The 18883-nt window shown below is 32.5% G+C and carries 20 protein-coding genes; 10 read left to right on the forward strand and 10 right to left on the reverse strand.

Annotation, left to right across the window (positions count from 1 at the left end):
- The first annotated feature begins 9 nt into the window (after positions 1-9).
- Positions 10-621 (forward strand): peptidylprolyl isomerase, encoded by a 612-nt coding sequence (locus EU98_RS00300; RefSeq protein ID WP_342665662.1) that lies wholly within the window; start codon positions 10-12, stop codon positions 619-621.
- Here the strand turns inward: EU98_RS00300 and ilvN are convergent.
- Together ilvN and EU98_RS00290 are read right to left on the reverse strand one after the other, a co-directional pair.
- Entirely contained in the window at positions 618-1142 is a 525-nt protein-coding gene (ilvN, locus tag EU98_RS00295; RefSeq protein WP_011818754.1) for an acetolactate synthase small subunit, read from the reverse strand. The two genes, EU98_RS00300 and ilvN, sit on opposite strands and share 4 nt — an antisense overlap.
- A gap of 3 nt (positions 1143-1145) precedes the next feature.
- Entirely contained in the window at positions 1146-2087 is a 942-nt protein-coding gene (locus EU98_RS00290; RefSeq protein ID WP_032516540.1) for an alpha/beta fold hydrolase, read from the reverse strand.
- Between the two features lie 94 nt (positions 2088-2181).
- On the opposite strand from EU98_RS00290, the gene petM reads away from it, so the two are divergent.
- The 4 genes from petM to infA all read left to right on the forward strand — a co-directional run bounded on the left by petM (position 2182) and on the right by infA (position 3928).
- Positions 2182-2280, forward strand: coding sequence for a cytochrome b6-f complex subunit PetM (gene petM / locus EU98_RS0109275; protein ID WP_011132786.1), 99 nt, complete (start codon positions 2182-2184; stop codon positions 2278-2280).
- A gap of 57 nt (positions 2281-2337) precedes the next feature.
- Complete coding sequence (locus EU98_RS00285; protein WP_032516541.1) at positions 2338-3300, forward strand: NAD(P)H-binding protein; 963 nt, start codon at positions 2338-2340, stop codon at positions 3298-3300.
- A gap of 56 nt (positions 3301-3356) precedes the next feature.
- The gene (locus EU98_RS00280) at positions 3357-3569 is read left to right on the forward strand and encodes a hypothetical protein (RefSeq protein ID WP_032516543.1); all 213 of its coding nucleotides are present in this window, start codon (positions 3357-3359) and stop codon (positions 3567-3569) included.
- A gap of 92 nt (positions 3570-3661) precedes the next feature.
- Positions 3662-3928 carry a translation initiation factor IF-1 gene (infA, locus tag EU98_RS00275; RefSeq protein WP_025938552.1) on the forward strand — a complete coding sequence of 89 codons (267 nt, stop codon included), beginning with the start codon at positions 3662-3664 and terminating at the stop codon, positions 3926-3928.
- A 9-nt stretch (positions 3929-3937) separates the two neighbouring features.
- Here infA and trxB read toward each other — a convergent pair whose 3' ends face one another.
- From trxB to EU98_RS00265, 3 genes are all read right to left on the reverse strand, one after another.
- Positions 3938-5314 (reverse strand): thioredoxin-disulfide reductase, encoded by a 1377-nt coding sequence (gene trxB, locus EU98_RS00270; RefSeq protein ID WP_032516544.1) that lies wholly within the window; start codon positions 5312-5314, stop codon positions 3938-3940.
- A 79-nt stretch (positions 5315-5393) separates the two neighbouring features.
- Positions 5394-5618 carry a hypothetical protein gene (locus tag EU98_RS0109280; RefSeq protein WP_032516545.1) on the reverse strand — a complete coding sequence of 75 codons (225 nt, stop codon included), beginning with the start codon at positions 5616-5618 and terminating at the stop codon, positions 5394-5396.
- A 154-nt stretch (positions 5619-5772) separates the two neighbouring features.
- A complete protein-coding gene (locus EU98_RS00265; RefSeq protein ID WP_025894761.1) occupies positions 5773-6351 on the reverse strand; it encodes a hypothetical protein in 579 nt (192 codons plus the stop codon).
- 127 nt (positions 6352-6478) lie between these two features.
- Here EU98_RS00265 and EU98_RS00260 point away from each other — a divergent pair, with 127 nt between their 5' ends.
- The 4 genes from EU98_RS00260 to EU98_RS00245 are packed head-to-tail and all read left to right on the forward strand — an operon-like array spanning position 6479 to position 10429.
- Positions 6479-7609 (forward strand): Re/Si-specific NAD(P)(+) transhydrogenase subunit alpha, encoded by a 1131-nt coding sequence (locus tag EU98_RS00260; protein ID WP_032516546.1) that lies wholly within the window; start codon positions 6479-6481, stop codon positions 7607-7609.
- A 12-nt stretch (positions 7610-7621) separates the two neighbouring features.
- Complete coding sequence (locus tag EU98_RS00255; RefSeq protein ID WP_011863273.1) at positions 7622-7915, forward strand: NAD(P) transhydrogenase subunit alpha; 294 nt, start codon at positions 7622-7624, stop codon at positions 7913-7915.
- An 8-nt stretch (positions 7916-7923) separates the two neighbouring features.
- Positions 7924-9363: an NAD(P)(+) transhydrogenase (Re/Si-specific) subunit beta gene (locus EU98_RS00250; RefSeq protein ID WP_032516547.1), complete on the forward strand. Its 1440-nt coding sequence runs from the start codon at positions 7924-7926 to the stop codon at positions 9361-9363.
- The gene (locus EU98_RS00245) at positions 9344-10429 is read left to right on the forward strand and encodes an alpha/beta fold hydrolase (protein WP_032516548.1); all 1086 of its coding nucleotides are present in this window, start codon (positions 9344-9346) and stop codon (positions 10427-10429) included. The genes EU98_RS00250 and EU98_RS00245 overlap by 20 nt, the downstream gene beginning before the upstream one ends.
- Here the strand turns inward: EU98_RS00245 and EU98_RS00240 are convergent.
- From EU98_RS00240 to EU98_RS00220, 5 genes are all read right to left on the reverse strand, one after another.
- Positions 10419-10760, reverse strand: a complete 342-nt coding sequence (locus EU98_RS00240) for a (2Fe-2S) ferredoxin domain-containing protein (protein WP_032516549.1) — start codon at positions 10758-10760, stop codon at positions 10419-10421. The two genes, EU98_RS00245 and EU98_RS00240, sit on opposite strands and share 11 nt — an antisense overlap.
- A gap of 2 nt (positions 10761-10762) precedes the next feature.
- Positions 10763-11992, reverse strand: a complete 1230-nt coding sequence (locus tag EU98_RS00235; protein ID WP_032516550.1) for a 1-deoxy-D-xylulose-5-phosphate reductoisomerase — start codon at positions 11990-11992, stop codon at positions 10763-10765.
- Between the two features lie 82 nt (positions 11993-12074).
- A complete protein-coding gene (gene cysS / locus EU98_RS00230; RefSeq protein ID WP_032516551.1) occupies positions 12075-13544 on the reverse strand; it encodes a cysteine--tRNA ligase in 1470 nt (489 codons plus the stop codon).
- 24 nt (positions 13545-13568) lie between these two features.
- The gene (polA, locus tag EU98_RS00225) at positions 13569-16499 is read right to left on the reverse strand and encodes a DNA polymerase I (protein WP_032516553.1); all 2931 of its coding nucleotides are present in this window, start codon (positions 16497-16499) and stop codon (positions 13569-13571) included.
- Complete coding sequence (locus EU98_RS00220) at positions 16496-17557, reverse strand: efflux RND transporter periplasmic adaptor subunit (protein ID WP_032516554.1); 1062 nt, start codon at positions 17555-17557, stop codon at positions 16496-16498. Before EU98_RS00220 ends, polA begins: the two co-directional genes overlap by 4 nt.
- A 144-nt stretch (positions 17558-17701) precedes the next feature.
- Here EU98_RS00220 and ychF point away from each other — a divergent pair, with 144 nt between their 5' ends.
- Positions 17702-18793 carry a redox-regulated ATPase YchF gene (gene ychF, locus EU98_RS00215; protein WP_032516555.1) on the forward strand — a complete coding sequence of 364 codons (1092 nt, stop codon included), beginning with the start codon at positions 17702-17704 and terminating at the stop codon, positions 18791-18793.
- Positions 18794-18883: the final 90 nt, after the last annotated feature.

Below are 18883 nucleotides of genomic sequence, written 5' to 3' on the forward strand. Positions count from 1 at the left end.
ATACAGGTTTTGTTTTTGTTTCAAGCTTGTACTTATAAAAATAAGATTGATTCAAATTATTACTGCCAAAAACTTAAATTTAGTTGTACTAAGAGTAATAAAGTAGTCAATTTCAAAACTTCAAAAGGTGATTTCGAGGTTCAATTATATGGTAAAGATAACCCAGTAACAGTATCAAACTTTCTGGAAAATATAGACAAAAATATTTACGTAAATCAAAAATTTTATAAAAAAATTAACCTTACCCATATAAGTTTTATACATGGTGGTGTTAATCCAGAAAATAAACACTATTTTGAACGAAAACAAAACCTTAATAAGACAAGTCCATCAATACCTTTAGAAATAAAATTCAAAGAAGAAATAAAACCAAGATATAATTATCAGATAAAAAATCCTAATGAAACTGAAAATTTAGTTAATACTTTTGAGAGTGGCTCAATCGCTATGGTTAAGAGAGGTAAGAATAAGTCTTCATCTACTGAATTTTTTTTTGTAACTGGCAAGATCCCTGAACTAGATGGAAGATATTCGATTTTTGGAAAGATTATTAAAGGATTAGATGTACTCGAAGAAATCAATAAAGAAGACTACATCAAGACAATCCAGATAATTAATTAAATTTCTAGAGAATATTTGTTTATTTTCAACATTTCTGTATTAACTCCTGAAGAGCGTTTAAGAGCTACCTTACCAGTCCTCGCTATTTCAAGGATGCCGTATGGTTCGAGTAATTTCTCTAAAGCAACTAACTTACCAGGATCTCCAACTACCTCAAGAGTTAAGGCCATATCTGATACATCAACAACTTTTGCACGGAAAATCTGTACTATATCAAGGATATTACTCCTAGTATCTTCTTTCGATGAAACTTTTAGTAACATCAATTCCCTCTCAACAGCTGCGAGATTAGTAAAATCTACAACTCCTAGGACATTAAATAACTTATTAAGTTGCTTAGTCATTTGTTGAAGAGTTTCATCATCACCTTCTACTACCATTGTTAACCTTGAAATCCCTTTGGATTCTGCAGGCCCTACTGCAAGACTATCTATGTTGAATCCCCTTCTAGCAAAGAGACCTGAGATCCTACTCAATGCTCCAGATTCGTCTTCTACAAGAACTGATAATGTATGTTTCATATTTTAAAAGGTTTTTAAATCTTTAATCCATTCATAAGAAATTCTATTGAATATTGAAGGGTCTTCATCATGGATACAATGTCCTGAATTGTATACTATTTTTAATTTTACCCATCTATGGAAATTTGCAATCTTTTTACCAACAAACAAAGGTATGAAATTATCTTTTTCGCCCCAAATCAATAAAAAAGGAACTTTTTTTGAGGCGCTAAGTTTTCTCAAAAGGTGAGAAGCTTTAAATTTTTCATCTCTTGAAGACATTCCAATACACATAGCTCTTAATGATCTAGCTGAAGTTCTCCTTAAAACTGGTTTTGTTACTAAATCTATTAGTTCGCGATCAATATTATCCTTTTTAAAATAGGCAGAATTTAGTCCCAGTTTAATAACCCCTAATTTAGTTATTAAAAATAAAATAATCTCCAAAGGGAAAAGCAAAAAAAATATTGTTATTAATCTATCTTGAAATTTCTTAAATGATGATTTTTTTGTTTTGGACTTTTTAATTTCTTGAATTTGATCTGGCAAAGGCGATGCAATAACTGTTGCAATCTGATCTTCCAATGAAACAGCACATGTTAAAGCAACTAGTGATCCAAGGGAATTGCCAATAAGAATTACTTTCCCAGAATTCTTTGGTCTTATTATCTGTGCAATAAAGTCTTTCACTTGATCACACCAAATCTCATTATTTAATTTTCCAATTTGTCTAATCCCAGGTTGATCTGAATCCCCAAATCCTATTAAATCCAAAGAATAAGAGGCAAAATTCTTTTTCGCAAAATACTCTAAGTTGTTTCTCCAATGTTTTCGACTTGCTCCAAATCCATGGAGAAAGATAATTGGAATCTCATTATCTTCGCCTCTAACGCTCCAACAAATTTTAAAACCATTCCAATTCCAGTAATTAGGAATGTTTATATTTTTTTTAAAATTATTATTCATATTTTCAAAAAATTTTCAAGATATTTGAATTATCTACATTTTTAACAAATAAATGTATTTTGAATGTAAATTATAGTAATCATTAAATTTTACTATGGCTAAAGAAATTTTTAGTATTGCAGCAGTTTTTTGGATACTGATACCAATAGGATTAGTTGGTGGTGCTTTGTTATTAAAGTTTCAGGGAGATTGATTCTCACAGATACATCACAATTTGAGTTATGGTCTTAAAGTTAAGTAAATCTTAAGTATGAAGATTCTTTTAGTAGGAGCAACAGGGACACTTGGTAGACAAATAGCAAAGCAAGCTATAGAAGATGGACATGAAGTAAGATGCTTTGTAAGAAATCCAAGAAAAGCTTCCTTTCTACAAGAATGGGGTTGTGAGCTAACAAAAGGTAATTTATTAAATTCTTCTGATATCGAATATGCATTGCAAGATATTGAAGTAGTTATTGATGCAGCTACTAGTAGGCCAGATGATCCTAAAAGTATTTATGAAATTGATTGGGATGGAAAACTTAACTTATTCAATGCTTGCGAATCTTTAAAAGTAAAAAGGGTAATATTCCTTTCTATCCTCCTAACAGAAAAGTTTAGAAATGTTCCATTAATGGATATTAAATTTTGCACTGAAAAACTTCTTGAAAAATCTGATTTAGACTATACAATCTTCAAATGTGCAGCTTTTATGCAAGGAGTTATTGGTCAATTCGCAATCCCAATCTTGGATAGTCAAGCAGTGTGGATGAGTGGGACTCCAACTAAAATTGCTTATATGAATACACAAGATATGGCGAAAGTTGTTGTAGCAGCAGTAAATAATCCAAAAACTCACAGAACATCATTGCCATTAGTAGGTCCCAAAGCATGGGATTCAAATGAAGTTATATCTTTATGTGAAAAATTTAGTGAAAAAAAGGCGAAAATTTTTAGAGTTTCCCCCTTCCTTATTAGGGTCACTCAAAAAGTAGTTTCCTTTTTCCAAGATTCTCTTAATGTTGCTGAGCGATTGGCTTTTGCTGAAGTAACTAGTAGTGGTGAATCATTAGATGCTGACATGAGCAAAACTTACGAAATATTGGAAGTTAAAAAAGAGGATATGACCTCATTAGAGAGCTATATAAAGGAGTACTATCAACAAATACTTAAAAGATTAAGGGAAATGGAAGCAGATCTTAATATTGAAGAAAAAAAGAGATTACCTTTTTAATATTGCAATTTTAGAATTAGATAGTATATTTGTACTATATTAAATATTGTTGACCTATGTCTGTTTCTAAGTCTAAAAACCTTGAACGAAAACTAGATAATTTTGCAAAAGAAGCAAAAAATGAATTGAATAATGTTTGCGGATCTTCATTATGGGAAAGCCTTGGGTTTGTTTTTTTTGATCAATTAAAAGATTCTGAAAAAATTGCGAAAGCAAATTTTTATTACGGTCAACTTCAAATAATTAATGAAATTAAATTTTCTATTTGAGTTGAATTTCATATTTTTACGTATGTAATTTTTTTTAAATCAATTTTGGCCAATCTTTTTCTGATAATATGGACTTAGTAAAAGATTAATTAATGATTGAAACTTCAGGTGTAATAGAAAAAGAGCAGGGGAATGGATTTTATTTGGTTACCTTAGAACAACCTGAAGGACATCAATGTTTATGTAGAGCTGCAGGTAAATTGACTAAATTTAGAATTAAATTATTAGCTGGAGATAAAGTTTTAGTTGAGATAAGTCCTTATGATCTTTCTAGAGGGAGGATAACTTATAGAGAGAGGAATGCAGGCAATGCCAGACCTACTACTAATAAAAATAATCCCAAGAGAAATAATAAATAAAAAGTTACTTTAGATAATATTTTTTATCGCTTCTTTAAACTCACTTCTTTGCTTAACACCTTGCCATTGTTTTTTTAATAATTTTTCTTTAAAAAGTTGAACTGTTGGTGTGCCATTAATACCAGCTTGTTTTGCAATATCTTGATCTTTATCAATATCTATTTCAACGCCAAGAACTGCACCATCAAGTTCTTTAATTACCCTTTTTAACTGAGGTTTCAAAACATGACATGGACCGCAGCTAGGGGAACTAAAAATTACTAAGATAGGTTTTTTACTCTCGTGATAAAGTTTCCTTAATGCATAACTGCCTTTTTGCCATTCAGAATTTGAATCGAAAGTCTCTTCATTAACTTCTTCTTCATTAAAATCTGATGAATTAAGCTTTTTTTCTGGTTCTGGCGTTTCTCTGACTATAGTTTTTGCTAAGTTTTTCTCGGCTAGCCATCTTTCAGTAGCTAATGCTGCCATGCATCCAGTTCCTGCAGCGGTAACTCCTTGTCTCCACTCTGAATCAACAACATCACCTGCAGCGAAGATGCCTTCAATAGATGTTTCTGGCCTTCCTGATTTGCAAGCAATATAGCCTTTATTATCTAAATCAATTTTGTTGCCCAAGAATTTCGTATTAGGTGTGTGCCCTATCGCGTAAAAAAGACCTTTTATATTGATTTCCCCTTTACCTTCTTGAGAGTGAATAGTTTCTATTTTCTCAAGCCATTCAGTACCATCCGCTTTATCAACTTTTGTATTCCAATGAATTTCTATCTTTGGATTAGCTTTTACTCTGTCAACCATTGCTGCGCTAGCCCTTAATTTTTCTGATCGAACAATCAAATGCACTTTGCTTCCATACTTTGTGAGATATGCTGCTTCTTCACAAGCAGAGTCGCCCCCTCCAATAACAGCTAATTCTTCATCTCTAAATTGTGGGGTGGCTCCATCACATATTGCACAAGCGCTTATTCCTTTACTCCAGAATTTATCTTCATTAATTACGCCTAATCTATTTGCACTTGCTCCAGTTGCAATAATAATTGAGTTAGATTTTATAGTTCCTTCTAAAGTTTTTAATTCAAAGGGATGTGAATCGGTATTAATTGAGACTACATCACTTTCGTATAAATTAGTGCCCCATCTTTCTGCTTGAGCCTTCATTAGATCCATCAATTCAGGACCCAGTACTCCATCTGGGAAACCTGGATAATTTTCAACAAATGTTGTAGTCATTAATTGCCCACCAGGAATTCCACCAGAATTAAATCCTGTTACAAGTAATGGTTGAAGATTTGCTCGTGCGGCATATATTGCAGCGGTGTAACCTGCAGGTCCCGAACCTATGATTACAACATTTTCTACGTTTGAAATCTTCTCTTTATTTTCCATTTATTTGCTAATTTCAATATTAATAATAATAAACTAACCCAAATAATGTAGGGCGGATTTCACTCGATAGATTTATAACTCAATCGTTGACTTTTTGATCTAATAACTTTTTTAATTCCTTTGGGAAGTTTAAAACAGAATCGTTTAAGTTTTCGTCCTTTTCTCCAATATGTAATATCCACTCTCTAAATTCTTCTGCGATTGCATAACTGTCTTCATACCTTTCTAAAGTGTCCATTGCAGAAATTCTATTGGTTGCCCAACAGGTCGCTATGTCGATCCTTTTTCTAATGAAATTGTCCATTCAAAGATTTAAGTTGTATATAGATAAACACACCAGAGAACGTATGTATTGTCTAATAAGTTACAACTTTGTACTTCCAAACAATAATTTAAGCTTTAATTTATATTTGAGAGGATTTTTACACTAATTATAAAGAAAATATAAAGAAATAGAATTAAACAGCCTCGCTATGATTTGCAAGTAGCCTTTCAACTTCCTCAAAACCCTCTTTAGCTGAATTTATTGCAAGTTCCTCGCTAACTTTTTCTTCTGATATTAATTTTGCGGATATTTTTTTTAAAAGAGTTTCTTTTTTTTCTCTTAGTGAACTAACAATTTCTTCTTCAATGATAGATTTTATTGCTTTAGAAATTATTTTTTTATCATTTGCTTCCTCGAATGTGCCCTGAACTAATTCTTGAATAAATAATCGATGAACCTCACTACTCCTTAGAAAGCTTTCTGTGGCATTAATAATTCCTTCAACAAGAGCTTCATCAGGTTCAGAATCATTTTCTGCCAGCTTAAATTCCCAATCTAAATGTCTTCTTTGCCAACCTGCCGAGTGGAGACTTGGCATGACTGTCTGTGAATAAGTATCAACTGACATTTCATAAATTCTCTCTGCTAATTTCTCGCACCAGTCTTTACCATGTTTTTCTAGATTTTTTTGCATAGCTTGCCTTGGAACAGCATGACCACCATGATGGCTGTGGCACACTCCATCAGGACATTCGATTGCTTTTATGCTCATTGGATTATTTAGTACTTATATATTCTAGATAGCTATTTTTTATAGAAAAGAAAATATATTTTTAACAAAAATCCAAGACTTTTGACTTTCTTCAATTTATATTTAGTATGTTAAAAAAATAAATAAATTGACAAAGATACTTATTCCTTCCGAAACAAGCTCTGGTGAAAGGAGAGTTTCAGCTACACCAGAAGCGGTAAAGAAATTAAAAAGCCTTGGATGTGATGTTTATATTGAAAGTTCAGCAGGGAAATTATCAGGATTTAGTGACTTATCATATAAAGAATCGGGCGGAACAATAATAAACAACTTAGATCAAAAAATTTGGGGTGAAGCAGACTTAATATTTTGTGTTCAAACTCCATCAGAGGGTAATTTAACTAAGTTAAAGAAAGGTGCTGTTCTTCTCGGTCTTCTTAACCCATATGGTAATAAGGAGCTTCTAAGGATTATAAATAGTAATAAGATTTCAGCTTTATCACTAGAGTTGCTTCCGAGGATTAGTAGAGCTCAATCTTCTGATGTTCTTTCTTCACAGGCCAATATTGCTGGATATAAAGCAGTTCTTTTGGCTGCAAGTGAGTTAGATAGATATTTCCCAATGCTTATGACTGCAGCTGGGACAGTCCAGCCTGCCAAAGTAGTGGTTCTTGGTGGAGGCGTTGCAGGATTACAAGCAGTTGCGACAGCAAAAAGACTTGGAGCAATAGTATTTGTATCTGATATTAGACCTGCTGTTAAAGAACAAGTAGAGTCTCTAGGAGCACGATTTATAGAACTTCCTGAAGTTGAGGAAAAGCCAGGAGAGGCAGGAGGTTATGCAAAAGCTGTAACACCCGAATTCCTCTCAAAACAGAAGGCAACTTTAACTAAATATTTATCTGAAGCTGATGTTGCTATATGTACTGCGCAAGTTCTAGGTAAAAAGGCCCCTGTTTTAATAGACTCACCCATGATTAAAAAAATGAGGCCTGGAGCAGTAGTTATTGATTTAGCAGTTTCTCAGGGAGGGAACTGCGAAGGAACAAAATCAAATGAAACTATTATTAAAGATGGGGTAAAACTTATAGGAGCGGGGGAATTACCCTCTTCAGTTCCTTATGATGCAAGTTCACTTTATGCTAAGAACTTAACATCTTTGATTACACCATTTATAAAAGATGGTCTAATTAAATTAGATAAAGAGGATGAACTCATTTCTGGATGTTTATTAAGCGATGAAGGAGTTGTTCTTCAAAATAAAGTTTTTGAAAATTGAGGTTTTAAAATTATGTCTTTTATAAGTCTTCTTTGGGTTCTTTTACTTGGTAGTTTATTAGGCCTCGAGTTAATTGGGAAAGTTCCTCCTACTCTTCACACACCTCTAATGAGTGGAGCAAATGCAATTTCGGGAATAACAATGCTTGCAGCCTTGACTTTAATTGTAAAAGCAGAGGGTAACGTACCACTTTTAATCATTGGTTCAGTTTCTCTTGGATTTGCTCTTTTCAACGTTGTGGGCGGTTTCTTTGTAACTGATCGAATGCTCGCGATGTTTAGTCGCAAACCATCAAATAAGAAGTAATTTTTAAAATGAATCTACCTGTAATCATTAAATTCGTTATTGACCTTCTAGCAGTACTTTTACTGGCGTTGGGAATAAAAGGGTTGTCAAAAGTAAAGTCTGCGAGAGATGCCAATAGATTAGCTGCATTTGCAATGTCGCTATCAGTAGTAGGATTACTTGCTTATTATTTAGGCACTTCCGGTATTGCTATACAGTCTTGGATTTGGATAATAATTGGATCAATCATAGGTAGTTTATTCGGAGCAATTCTTGCAAAAAAAGTACCTATGACCTCCATGCCTGAAACAGTGGCATTGTTCAATGGTTGTGGAGGAATGTCATCACTTTTGGTGGCCTTAGGAGTAGCTATTTTCCCTATTTCTAATAGTGTAGAAAATCTTGATTTTTTTAAGTCACTGATTAACGAAGTTTCAATATCTGTCTCTATATTTGTTGGTGCCATAACTTTCACAGGTTCAATTGTGGCGATGGCAAAGTTACAGGGTTGGTTGTCAACTCCAGGATGGACTCAGAGCAAAGTTAGACATTTTGTAAATATTGTTTTTGCAGTTGCTTCCTTGATAGCCTTTTTTGATTTGATAAACGGGAATACAAGTTCTATTTGGCTTTTAGTTATAGTTTCTTCTTTATTAGGTATTGGAGTTACCTTGCCAATTGGTGGAGCTGATATGCCAGTCGTTATATCTTTATTAAATAGCTATTCAGGGATTGCAGCAGCAGCAGCAGGTTTCGTTGTAGATAGTCAGCTTTTGATAGTAGCAGGCGCAATGGTTGGAGCGGCAGGTCTAATACTTACTCAAGTAATGTGCAAGGGTATGAATAGATCATTAGTCTCAGTTCTTTTTGGAGGATCTTTATCGGCACAAAGTACAGCCTCTTCTGGTTCAGGAGAATATACAAATATAACTTCTTGCAGTGTTGAAGAATGTGCATTGACTTTAGAGGCAGCCAATAAGGTAATTATTGTTCCTGGTTATGGTCTAGCTGTAGCTCAAGCTCAACATACTTTAAGGGAAGTGACAAAAAAACTAGAGCAAAACGGTATTGAAGTTGTTTACGCAATTCATCCTGTAGCAGGGAGGATGCCTGGACATATGAATGTACTTTTAGCAGAAGCAGATGTTCCTTACGAACAACTTAAAGAGATGGACGTTGTAAATCCTGATTTTCCAGCAACAGATGTTGTTTTAGTTTTAGGAGCAAATGATGTAGTTAATCCTCAAGCTAAAAATGATAGCTCTTCTCCTTTATATGGCATGCCAGTTCTTGATGTGCAGGAAGCAAGAACGGTATTTGTAATTAAACGTGGTATGAGTGCAGGTTACTCTGGAATAAAAAATGATTTATTTGATCTGCCAAATACCTCAATGGTCTTTGGTGATGCAAAAAAGGTACTGAATGATTTGATTGGAGAATTAAAGGATCTTGGAGTTGGGGAGAAATAATAGTATATCTTTTAGTTTTTCAGATTACTTAAAAAATAAGCCATTTCGAGAAGTCTTACCTTGGATAGGTGGCGACTTACAAACTTTGCGAGATACTTTTGTTATTGATTTTGGTAAATCAAAAAAAAATAAAAAAATATTCTTTCCGATAAATAAAATTCTTTCTAAAAAATTTGAATGTGATTATCTTCTAGGTTTTTTAGAATTACCTGAAAACTTAAACTCTCTTAGGGGTTTTGTAATCGTTACACATGGTTTAGGGGGCTCAACTAAACGTTTTGGTTTAAGAAGAATCTCTAGGAAATTAGTAAATAATGGTTTTGGAGTTCTTAAATTAAATCTAAGAGGATCTGGATCTGCGAGATATTTAGCTAAAGGAAATTATTGTGCTAAATGCTCCAGTGATGTTATTTCAGCAATTAATTATTTTAAAAAATTGATTAATTTAGAGTTTAAAGATCTCATAAAGATGAATAATCTTCCAATTTACGGAGTTGGATTATCTTTAGGCGGAACAATTCTTTTAAATGCCTGCTTAGATTACGATGAAAAAAAAGGAGAAAAACTTTTAGATGGCCTAGCCTGTGTGAGTAGCCCTTTAGATTTATCATCATGCAGTCTCTGTATTGAAAAATCTAGAAATTATATCTACCAAAAATGGTTACTTCATCGCTTAAAAAATCAGTTATGGGACGGATTTAATGATGAAGGTAAAATTCTTAATAATGAGAAATTAAGTAAAAAAATTAGAGATTTAAAAAGTATAAGGGAATTTGATCAGAAATTTACAGCTCCAAGTTGGGGATTTGATTCTTTAGAAGATTATTATGTTAAAGCTTCTCCAATATTTAGAATCCAAAACTCAATAAAAAAATTACCTCAAATCCTTTTTATTCATGCCAAGGATGATCCTTGGGTTCCTTATAATACAACTTTTAATTTAAGAGGAAAATTTATTGATAAATTGACTGTTTTTATAACTGAAAAAGGCGGTCATAATGGTTTTCACTCTATTAATGGCTGCTGGTCAGACGAAGTAGTAAAGAACTGGTTTATTAGTATCTAGGACTATTTAAAAATGGTGTTTTTTTAAAAATCCATTTTTCTATTGGCTTACCGTTAATAATATGTGAGGTAAAAATTTCTGAAATTTTTTCTGGAGAAACTTTCTCGTACCAAATGCCATCAGGCCACACAAGAAGAATTGGGCCGTTCTTACATATCCTTAAACAGTCAGCTTTTGATCTTAATATATGAACGTTTTTTATATAGGGATCATTCTCAAATTTTTTTAAAGTCTTTTTCAGACATTCCCATGTTTTTTGACCTTCATTGCCTTTAAAGCATTTCTGTTTTGTGGGTGTTGCGCATAGTAGAAGATGTTTTTTTATATTCACTTTTATCCAATACTTACGTTTTTTTTCCCTTTTTTAATTTCTTGCTTAACAAAAAGTCTGGCCCAATTGTCTACTTCAAGAATATCCTCCAATTCGGGACTCAAATTCAAATTCTCCATATGTGATTCACAAGCTTTACTTATAAATGTTGGAATTTCTTGAAAAGAAATTTTTTCTTTAAGGAATTGTTCAACAGCCATTTCATTAGCAGCATTTAAGACTGCGGGCATAGTCCCAGAAGATTTTCCTGCGGCATAGGCAAGTCCCATACATGGATATTTAAACTCGTCTGGCTTTTTAAAAGTTAATTTTCCAATTTCACTTAGGTTTAATCTTTTCCAATTTGTTTTAAATCTTTCAGGCCAACTCATCGCATATAAAATGGGTAGTTTCATATCTGGCCAACCTAATTGAGCTAATACTGAAGAATCTTCCATCTCAATCATTGAATGAATAATACTTTGAGGATGGATAACTATTTCGATATTTTCGTAAGAGGTCCCAAATAAATAATGAGCTTCTATAACTTCTAATCCTTTATTCATAAGAGTTGCAGAATCTACAGTTATTTTTTTTCCCATATCCCAATTAGGATGTGAAGTTGCATCTTCAACTGTGACATGCTTTAAATCCTCAACGGCCCAATCTCTGAAAGCACCACCAGAAGCTGTTAAATGTATGGCTTTTAAACCTTTAGGTATCTCTCCTGTTGAAAAATCTGCATTTTCATAATTGGGTAATCCTTGTAAACATTGAAAGATGGCAGAGTGTTCTGAATCAGCAGGTAAAAGCCTACTATTATTTTTCTTTAATGCAGGAATAACAATTGGCCCTGCCGCAATTAAAGTTTCTTTGTTAGCAAGTGCAATATTTTTCCCCGCACTAATTGCTGACATTGTTGGGATTAAGCCTGCACAGCCTACTATCCCTGTAACCACAGTATCTGCCTTATCCCATGCTGCAACTGCGTTAATCCCCTCCTTTCCACTCAAAACCAAGGGAGCACTATCTAAATCTAAGTTATTAATATTATCTTTTAAATCTTCTATAAGATTTTCATCCTCAATCGCAACTACTTCTGGTTTATGTGTTTTAACTTGTTCGGTTAATAAATTAATATTTCTTCCTGCCGAAAGAGCTACCGCTTTAAACTTATCAGGCTGCTCACAAGCTATTTCGAGAGTTTGAGTCCCAATTGAACCAGTAGAACCGAGCACAGTAATGTATTTCAATTTTCTCTGATATTTCTAATATCTTCCCATTTAAAGGTGTATTTAAAAAACAAAAATTTCAAATTGGTTTTTTTCTTAAAATTTAGACCCTTATCCATGTTGTTATTTCCTTTGATTGATCAATAAGTTCAATACCTTTTTCTTTTAACAAATTCCTAATTTCATCGGCCTTCGTATAATTCTTTTCTTTTTTTGCTTTCAATCTTTCATTAATAAGCATTGATATTTCTTCTTCTTTTATCTTACTTTCTTTTACTAAAACCTCTTTTCTAAGACCAAGTACCTCAGTCAACTTTTCAAGAGTTTTGAAATTCTCAAGTAAAAAGAATTTTTCATTTAGGTCTATTTTAAAACCTTCGACCCTTTGAAATTGGTTTAAAAAGTTTTTTAATGGTTTTGCTAAATCGTAAATAATTGCAATAGCACCTGCTGTATTAAGGTCATTTCCAAGAGCCTCAGAAAATTTAAGCTTTTTTTGAGATAATTCAAAGCTTATTTTCTCTTTATATTCGTCTTCGATAGATTCATTCTTATCAATAGATTTAAAAGCATCTTTTGTAAGGTCCAAAAAAGAAAGGGCTACATTAATGTTTTTCCAAGCTTCTGAAGCACTCCTTAAAGCTTCTTCAGTAAAATCAAGTGGTTTTCTATAATTCACAGTCATAACAAAATATCGCAAAGTCATAGGGCTTATACCTGACTTAATTAGCTCTCTGATAGTTTTAAAATTTTTAAGGGATTTACTCATTTTTTGCCCATTTACATTGACCATCCCATTGTGTAACCAATAGTTCGCTAGCTTTTTGCCATTGGCTGCTTCTGATTGGGCGATTTCATTCTCATGATGTGGGAAAATCAAATCAGAACCACCTAAATGAATATCGATAGTATCTCCTAATTCATCTTTAACCATCGCCGAACATTCAATATGCCATCCTGGCCTACCTTTACCCCATGGCGAATCAAAAAATGGTTCATCATCTTTAGCTTTTTTCCATAGCGCAAAATCTTGCGGATTAAGTTTTTTACTATTTTCTTCTTTAACCATTCTTCCTTGCTGATTGATATTTTGTTCTTGTAAATTTTGATTACTTAACTTTCCATAATTTTTATTTTTGAAAACAGAATAATAAACATCTCCATCCCTCGAGTATGCATAACCTTTGTCCTCAAGGATTGTTATGAAGGAGCAGATATTGCATATATGATTCGTTGCTCTTGGCATGCTATCCGGACGCATTATCCCTAAAGAATCCATATCTTTATGAAATTCAATGATATTTTTTTCAGATACTTCCTTCATTGAACTGCTTTCTTCTTTCGCTCTTTTTAAGATCTTGTCATCAATATCTGTAAAATTTTGAACATACTTCACTTTGAAATCACTGTAAATTAAAAATCTTCTCAATACATCCCAAGCGATATAACTTCTGGCATGACCAAGATGACATAAATCATAAACAGTTACCCCACAACAATAAATTTTTACTACATCATCAATAGGCTTAAAAACCTCAACTTTTTTGCTTAAAGTATTAAAAAGTTTGATCATCTTAAAATAAGTATTTCATAAGGTTTATTTTGTCTCCATCCAATTGTCTCCAATTCCAATATCAACTAAAAGAGGCACATTTAATTTTACACAATCTTCCATAGTCTTCTTTACTAATTTCGTCGTAATTTCCAAAGAATCTGGTTCAACTTCAAACAATAATTCATCATGCACTTGTAAAAGCATTTTTGCAGGAACATTCATTTCTATGAATTTTTTATTTAGTTGAACCATTGCAATTTTAATAATATCTGCACTTGAACCCTGAATTGGGGCATTGGCTGCGGCTCTTAGTGACTGTGCTTCCATGCCAGCTCTTCTTGCGGATTGCAAGTCAATTTCGTAAGGATCTTTTCCTATTAGTCTTCCAAGTCCATTTTTATCAAACTTAAATTCTCTTTTTCGACCAAAAATTGTTTTTACATAACCTTTTGATAAGGCAAGCCTTTCTTGCAGTTCAAGAAATTTGAAAATTTTTGAATATCTTTCTTTGTATTTTATTAGGAATTCTTTTGCTTCTGGAGTACTTACTCCTGTTGAACGGGCAAACTTTTTTATCCCCATACCATAGATAACTCCGAAATTTATTGTTTTCCCAACTCTCCTTTCATCAGAAGAAATTTCTTCTTTCTCAAAAATTAATCTTGCAGTCAAAGAATGAATGTCATCATTTTTATGAAATGCATTTATTAGTATTTCTTCATCAGCTAAGTGAGCGAGTATTCTTAATTCGATCTGAGAATAATCAGCTGATAAAAGTTTCCAATTTTTTTCAGGCAAGAATGCTTTTCTGATTCTCCTACTAAATTCAGTCCTAACCGGGATATTTTGAAGATTAGGATTGCTACTACTTAGTCTCCCAGTCGCTGTAGCAGCTTGATTAAAGTTTGTATGAACTCTTCCCGTCTTTTCGTTAATAAGATTTGGAAGAGCATCAATATAGGTGCTAAGTAATTTGCTAAGAGTTCTATGTTTTATTAAATGTTGGATTATTTCATGTTCATCGACTAATCTTTCCAGAACTACTGCATCTGTACTCCATCCTGTTTTTGTTTTACGTGATTTTTTCTTATCCAAATTTAATTTTTCAAATAAGATCTCACCAAGCTGTTTTGGTGAAGATAGATTGAAACTCTCCTCTGCTAACTCATAAACTTTACTTTCAATATCTTCTAAGGTACTCTTTAATTCTTTTGAGAGTTTATCCAAATAAGGGATGTCGATGGTTATGCCATTCATTTCCATTTGTGACAATACCGGCTCTAAAGGCAGCTCGATTTCTTCGAACAATTTGATTAATTCATCTTTTTCCTTTGAAAAACTTTCTTTAAAAATTTTGACAATCTTAAAAGTTAGAAAAACATCATAACCGCAGTAAATACTTGCTTCATCAATATCAACAAATGAAAAGTCTTTATTTTTTCCAACTGTGTCCTTAAATGAAGGAGGCTTAAATCCAAATAATCTAAAACTAATTTCACTTAACCCATGTTTCTCCTGATTATTAAGAAGGTAGTCTGCTAACAAGGTGTCAAAGGTTACGCCTTTAAGATCAAGTCCATGATTAAAAAATATTTGCCTATCAAATTTTGAATTTTGGAGTGCCTTTTCTTTCTTTGGATCTTCTATCCAATTTCTTAACTTTGAGAAAACATCTTCTATTGATAATTGATTGGAGGTTTCCTTTTTTGTTTGATGACCAACAGGTATATAAAATAAATCATCATTTTCTTCTCCAAGACATAACCCTATCCCAACAAGTTCCGCATCAATTGGATTCAAACTATTGGTCTCTGTATCTAAAGAAACTATTTGATTAGTCTTGTCTAATCTTTGAATTAATTTATCAAGTAATTCGAAATCATTTACAACAGTTACGTTGATTTTAGGGATTTTATTTTCACTATTTTCTAATTCATTATTGCCTGCAACTTTTGGTGTCTTCTCCTCCTCTTTAGCTACATTATTTTTGTCAAAACCACCTTTGCTGAAAGTTGAATTAAAAATATCAATTTGTCTAAGTAGTGTTGATAGTTCTAATTTTTTCAGTGACTCTGAAAGTAGTTCTTGATTTATATTTTTTAATTCATAACCATTACTTAAAATTAAAGGCACTTCAGTATTTATTTTTGCTAAATCCCTAGAAAGAAAAGCATTATGTTTATCGTTTCTTAGCTTTTCTATAACTGAACCTTTGATGAATCCTTTATATTTCTTATCGTTGTTCTGCTGAATCTTGTCCAAAGCCTGATAGATTCCATCAAGCGTGTCGTTCTCTTTTAGTAGATTAATTGCAGTTTTTGGACCTACCCCTTTAATACCTGGAATATTGTCAGAACTATCACCAGTTAGGGCTTTAAGATCAACTACTCTTTCTGGCGCAACACCTAATTTTTCTTTTACTCCATTTTCATTCATAAGAGTTGGATTTCCACTTTTCGCATATGGACCACCACCCATATAAAGTACATAAATATCTTTTTGATCATCTACTAATTGAAATAAGTCCCTATCTCCAGAAAGAATATTCACGCACCATCCTTTAGAAGAAGCATCATTTGCAATTGTGCCTAGGAGATCATCTGCTTCGTATCCTGGAGATTTAAAAATTGGTAAATTAAGGCTTTCTTCTAAGATGATTTCTAGTTGTTCAATATCCTGAAAAAAAACATCTGGTGCCACATCTCTATTGGCCTTATAATTTGGATCTAATTCATGTCTGAAAGTTGGTTTTTCGGTATCAAACGTAATACAAACACCCTCAGGACTAATATTTTTGCAATTATCCAGAAGACTTTTTAGGAATCCATAAGTGACACTTGTTGGAAATCCCTCTTTGGTAGTTAACCCTCCATCAATCCCTTTGCTAAATGCATAGAAGCTTCTAAAAGCAAGTGAGTGGCCATCGACTAAAAGTAAAATTGGTTTTTTAGAGTTTTCAGATTTTAAACTCATTTTTTCTTCTTAGCCCAAGGTGGAATATCAATAAAGATTTGCTCTCCAGGTTCTAATCCATCAATGACTGAAGTTTTATTTCCACTACTAATACCAATTTCGATTTTTTCAAATTTGGGAGAATTGTTTTTATCAACTTTCAAAATTCCTTTTTCACCTTTTTCAGTGACAATAGAAACTGTTGGTACTAAGATTTTTTCTTCATTACCTTCGACTCTAAATTCAAGATCTGCAGTCATTCCAATTTTAATTTCTTCAGAAATATCTTTAAAATTTAAAGTTACTTCGAATGAGGTTACATTATTATCTTTTACAGCTCTTGTAGCTATTTTGTTTACTATGGCACTATATTTTTTTGAGGGATAAGCCTCAATTCTTACTGAGGCTTCTTGACCTATTTTTATTCTGCCAATGTCACTCTCAGGAACTTTAGCAACAATTTCTAGGCCCTCAGATAGTTCAAAAATAAAGTTTTTGGTTTTAGGGTCTGAACTTAAGTTTGTACTTGGTGAGACATAAGATCCTATCTCAGCATATTTTGCAGTTATCTTTCCTCCATAAGGAGCTTTAATTAGATAGAAACTTTTTTCAGCTTTTGCATCATTAAGTTTTGCGCTACTAATGTTGTAGTTATTTTTATAACTTTCATAGTCTTCTTTACTTACCGCGCCTTCTTGATATAAATATTCCCTTCTTAAAAATTCAGATTTTTGTTTTTCTACATTTAATTCAAGTTCTTCAATTTTATAGATAAAGTCTTCATCATCAAGAGAAGCTAAAACCTGATCTTTTTTTACATGATCGCCCTCATCTACTTTGATTTCTTTTATTACGCCTTGCTTCCGAGGCCCAATATTGCTTGTCCTTATTGCTTTTACTTCACCACTAGTATTAATTGAATCTGAGAGGATTCCTTTTTCAACTTGAACTACAAAATCAGAAATATCTTTTGACTTATTTTTCTTGAAGGAATTGGTTATAAAAACGAAAAATATAGCTAGAGAAAGCAATATAATTCCACTTCTTAGATTTATATTTTTTTTTATTAAATCAAGCATTTCTTTTTAAAAGCAGAAGTAGAGAATATTTAGGAACTAAATAAATAATCAAGACGATTATAATTAACTTATCCAAGATTGGTTAAGTAAATACTATATTACTAGAAGATGTTTTCTTGATAATTTTTCCATAAATTTTTTCAAATGTTAAAAGCAGGTATTATTGGATTACCAAATGTTGGAAAATCAACTCTATTTAATGCACTTGTAGAAAATGCTAAGGCCCAAGCGGCTAATTTTCCCTTTTGTACTATAGAACCTAATAAAGGCATAGTTTCAGTCCCAGATCAAAGGTTACAAGAGTTAGGTGATCTAAGTTCTAGCCAAAATATTATCCCAACAAAAATCGAATTTGTAGATATCGCAGGACTAGTAAAAGGAGCCAGTAAAGGTGAGGGTTTGGGAAATAAATTTTTATCAAATATTAGGGAGGTTGATGCAATAGTTCATGTTGTGAGGTGCTTTGAAGATAGTGATGTAATTCATGTTTCCGGTAAGGTAGATCCCTTGGATGACATTGAGATAATTAATCTGGAATTGAATTTAGCTGATTTATCTCAACTCCAAAAAAGAAGAGAAAGAATTAAAAAACAGGTTAGAACTAGTAAAGAAGCAGCAAAAGAACATAATTTACTAGAAAAAATTGAAGAAGAGCTACAGAAAGGTCTTTCAGTTAGATCAATATCTTTGAGTGAAGAAGAAAATTTAATAATTAAGCAACTAGGCTTCCTTACTGCTAAACCAATTATTTACGCAACAAATTTGAATGAAAATGATTTGGCTGAAGGTAATGATTTCTCATCAAAAGTTCAGAGTTTTGCAACCAATGAGAATACAGAATGTATAAAAATATCAGCGCAAGTCGAATCAGAATTAATAGAGTTAGAACCAGAAGATAAAAAAGATTACCTTATTGGTTTAGGAGTAGAAGAAGGGGGATTAAGTTCTTTAATTAGATCAACATATAAATTATTGGGATTAAAAACTTATTTCACCACAGGAGAAAAGGAGACAAAAGCATGGACTATAAAAGATGGTATGACTGCGCCACAGGCAGCAGGAGTAATTCATACTGATTTTGAAAAAGGATTCATAAGGGCTCAGACTATTTCGTATCAAAATTTAATTGATTCAGGTTCAATTGCTAATGCAAAAACTAAAGGTCTTTTAAGAAGTGAAGGTAAGGAATATATTGTTAATGAAGGTGATGTAATGGAGTTCTTATTTAATGTTTAGTAAATCTCTTAAGGCTTACTATTTTGCTTTTTGAGTTTAAATTCAAAAAATGAAACTATCAAAATTAAGACACATCCTAAGCAACTTCCT

The sequence above is a fragment of the Prochlorococcus marinus str. MIT 9314 genome, assembly GCF_000760035.1.
Classification (GTDB): domain Bacteria; phylum Cyanobacteriota; class Cyanobacteriia; order PCC-6307; family Cyanobiaceae; genus Prochlorococcus_A; species Prochlorococcus_A marinus_B.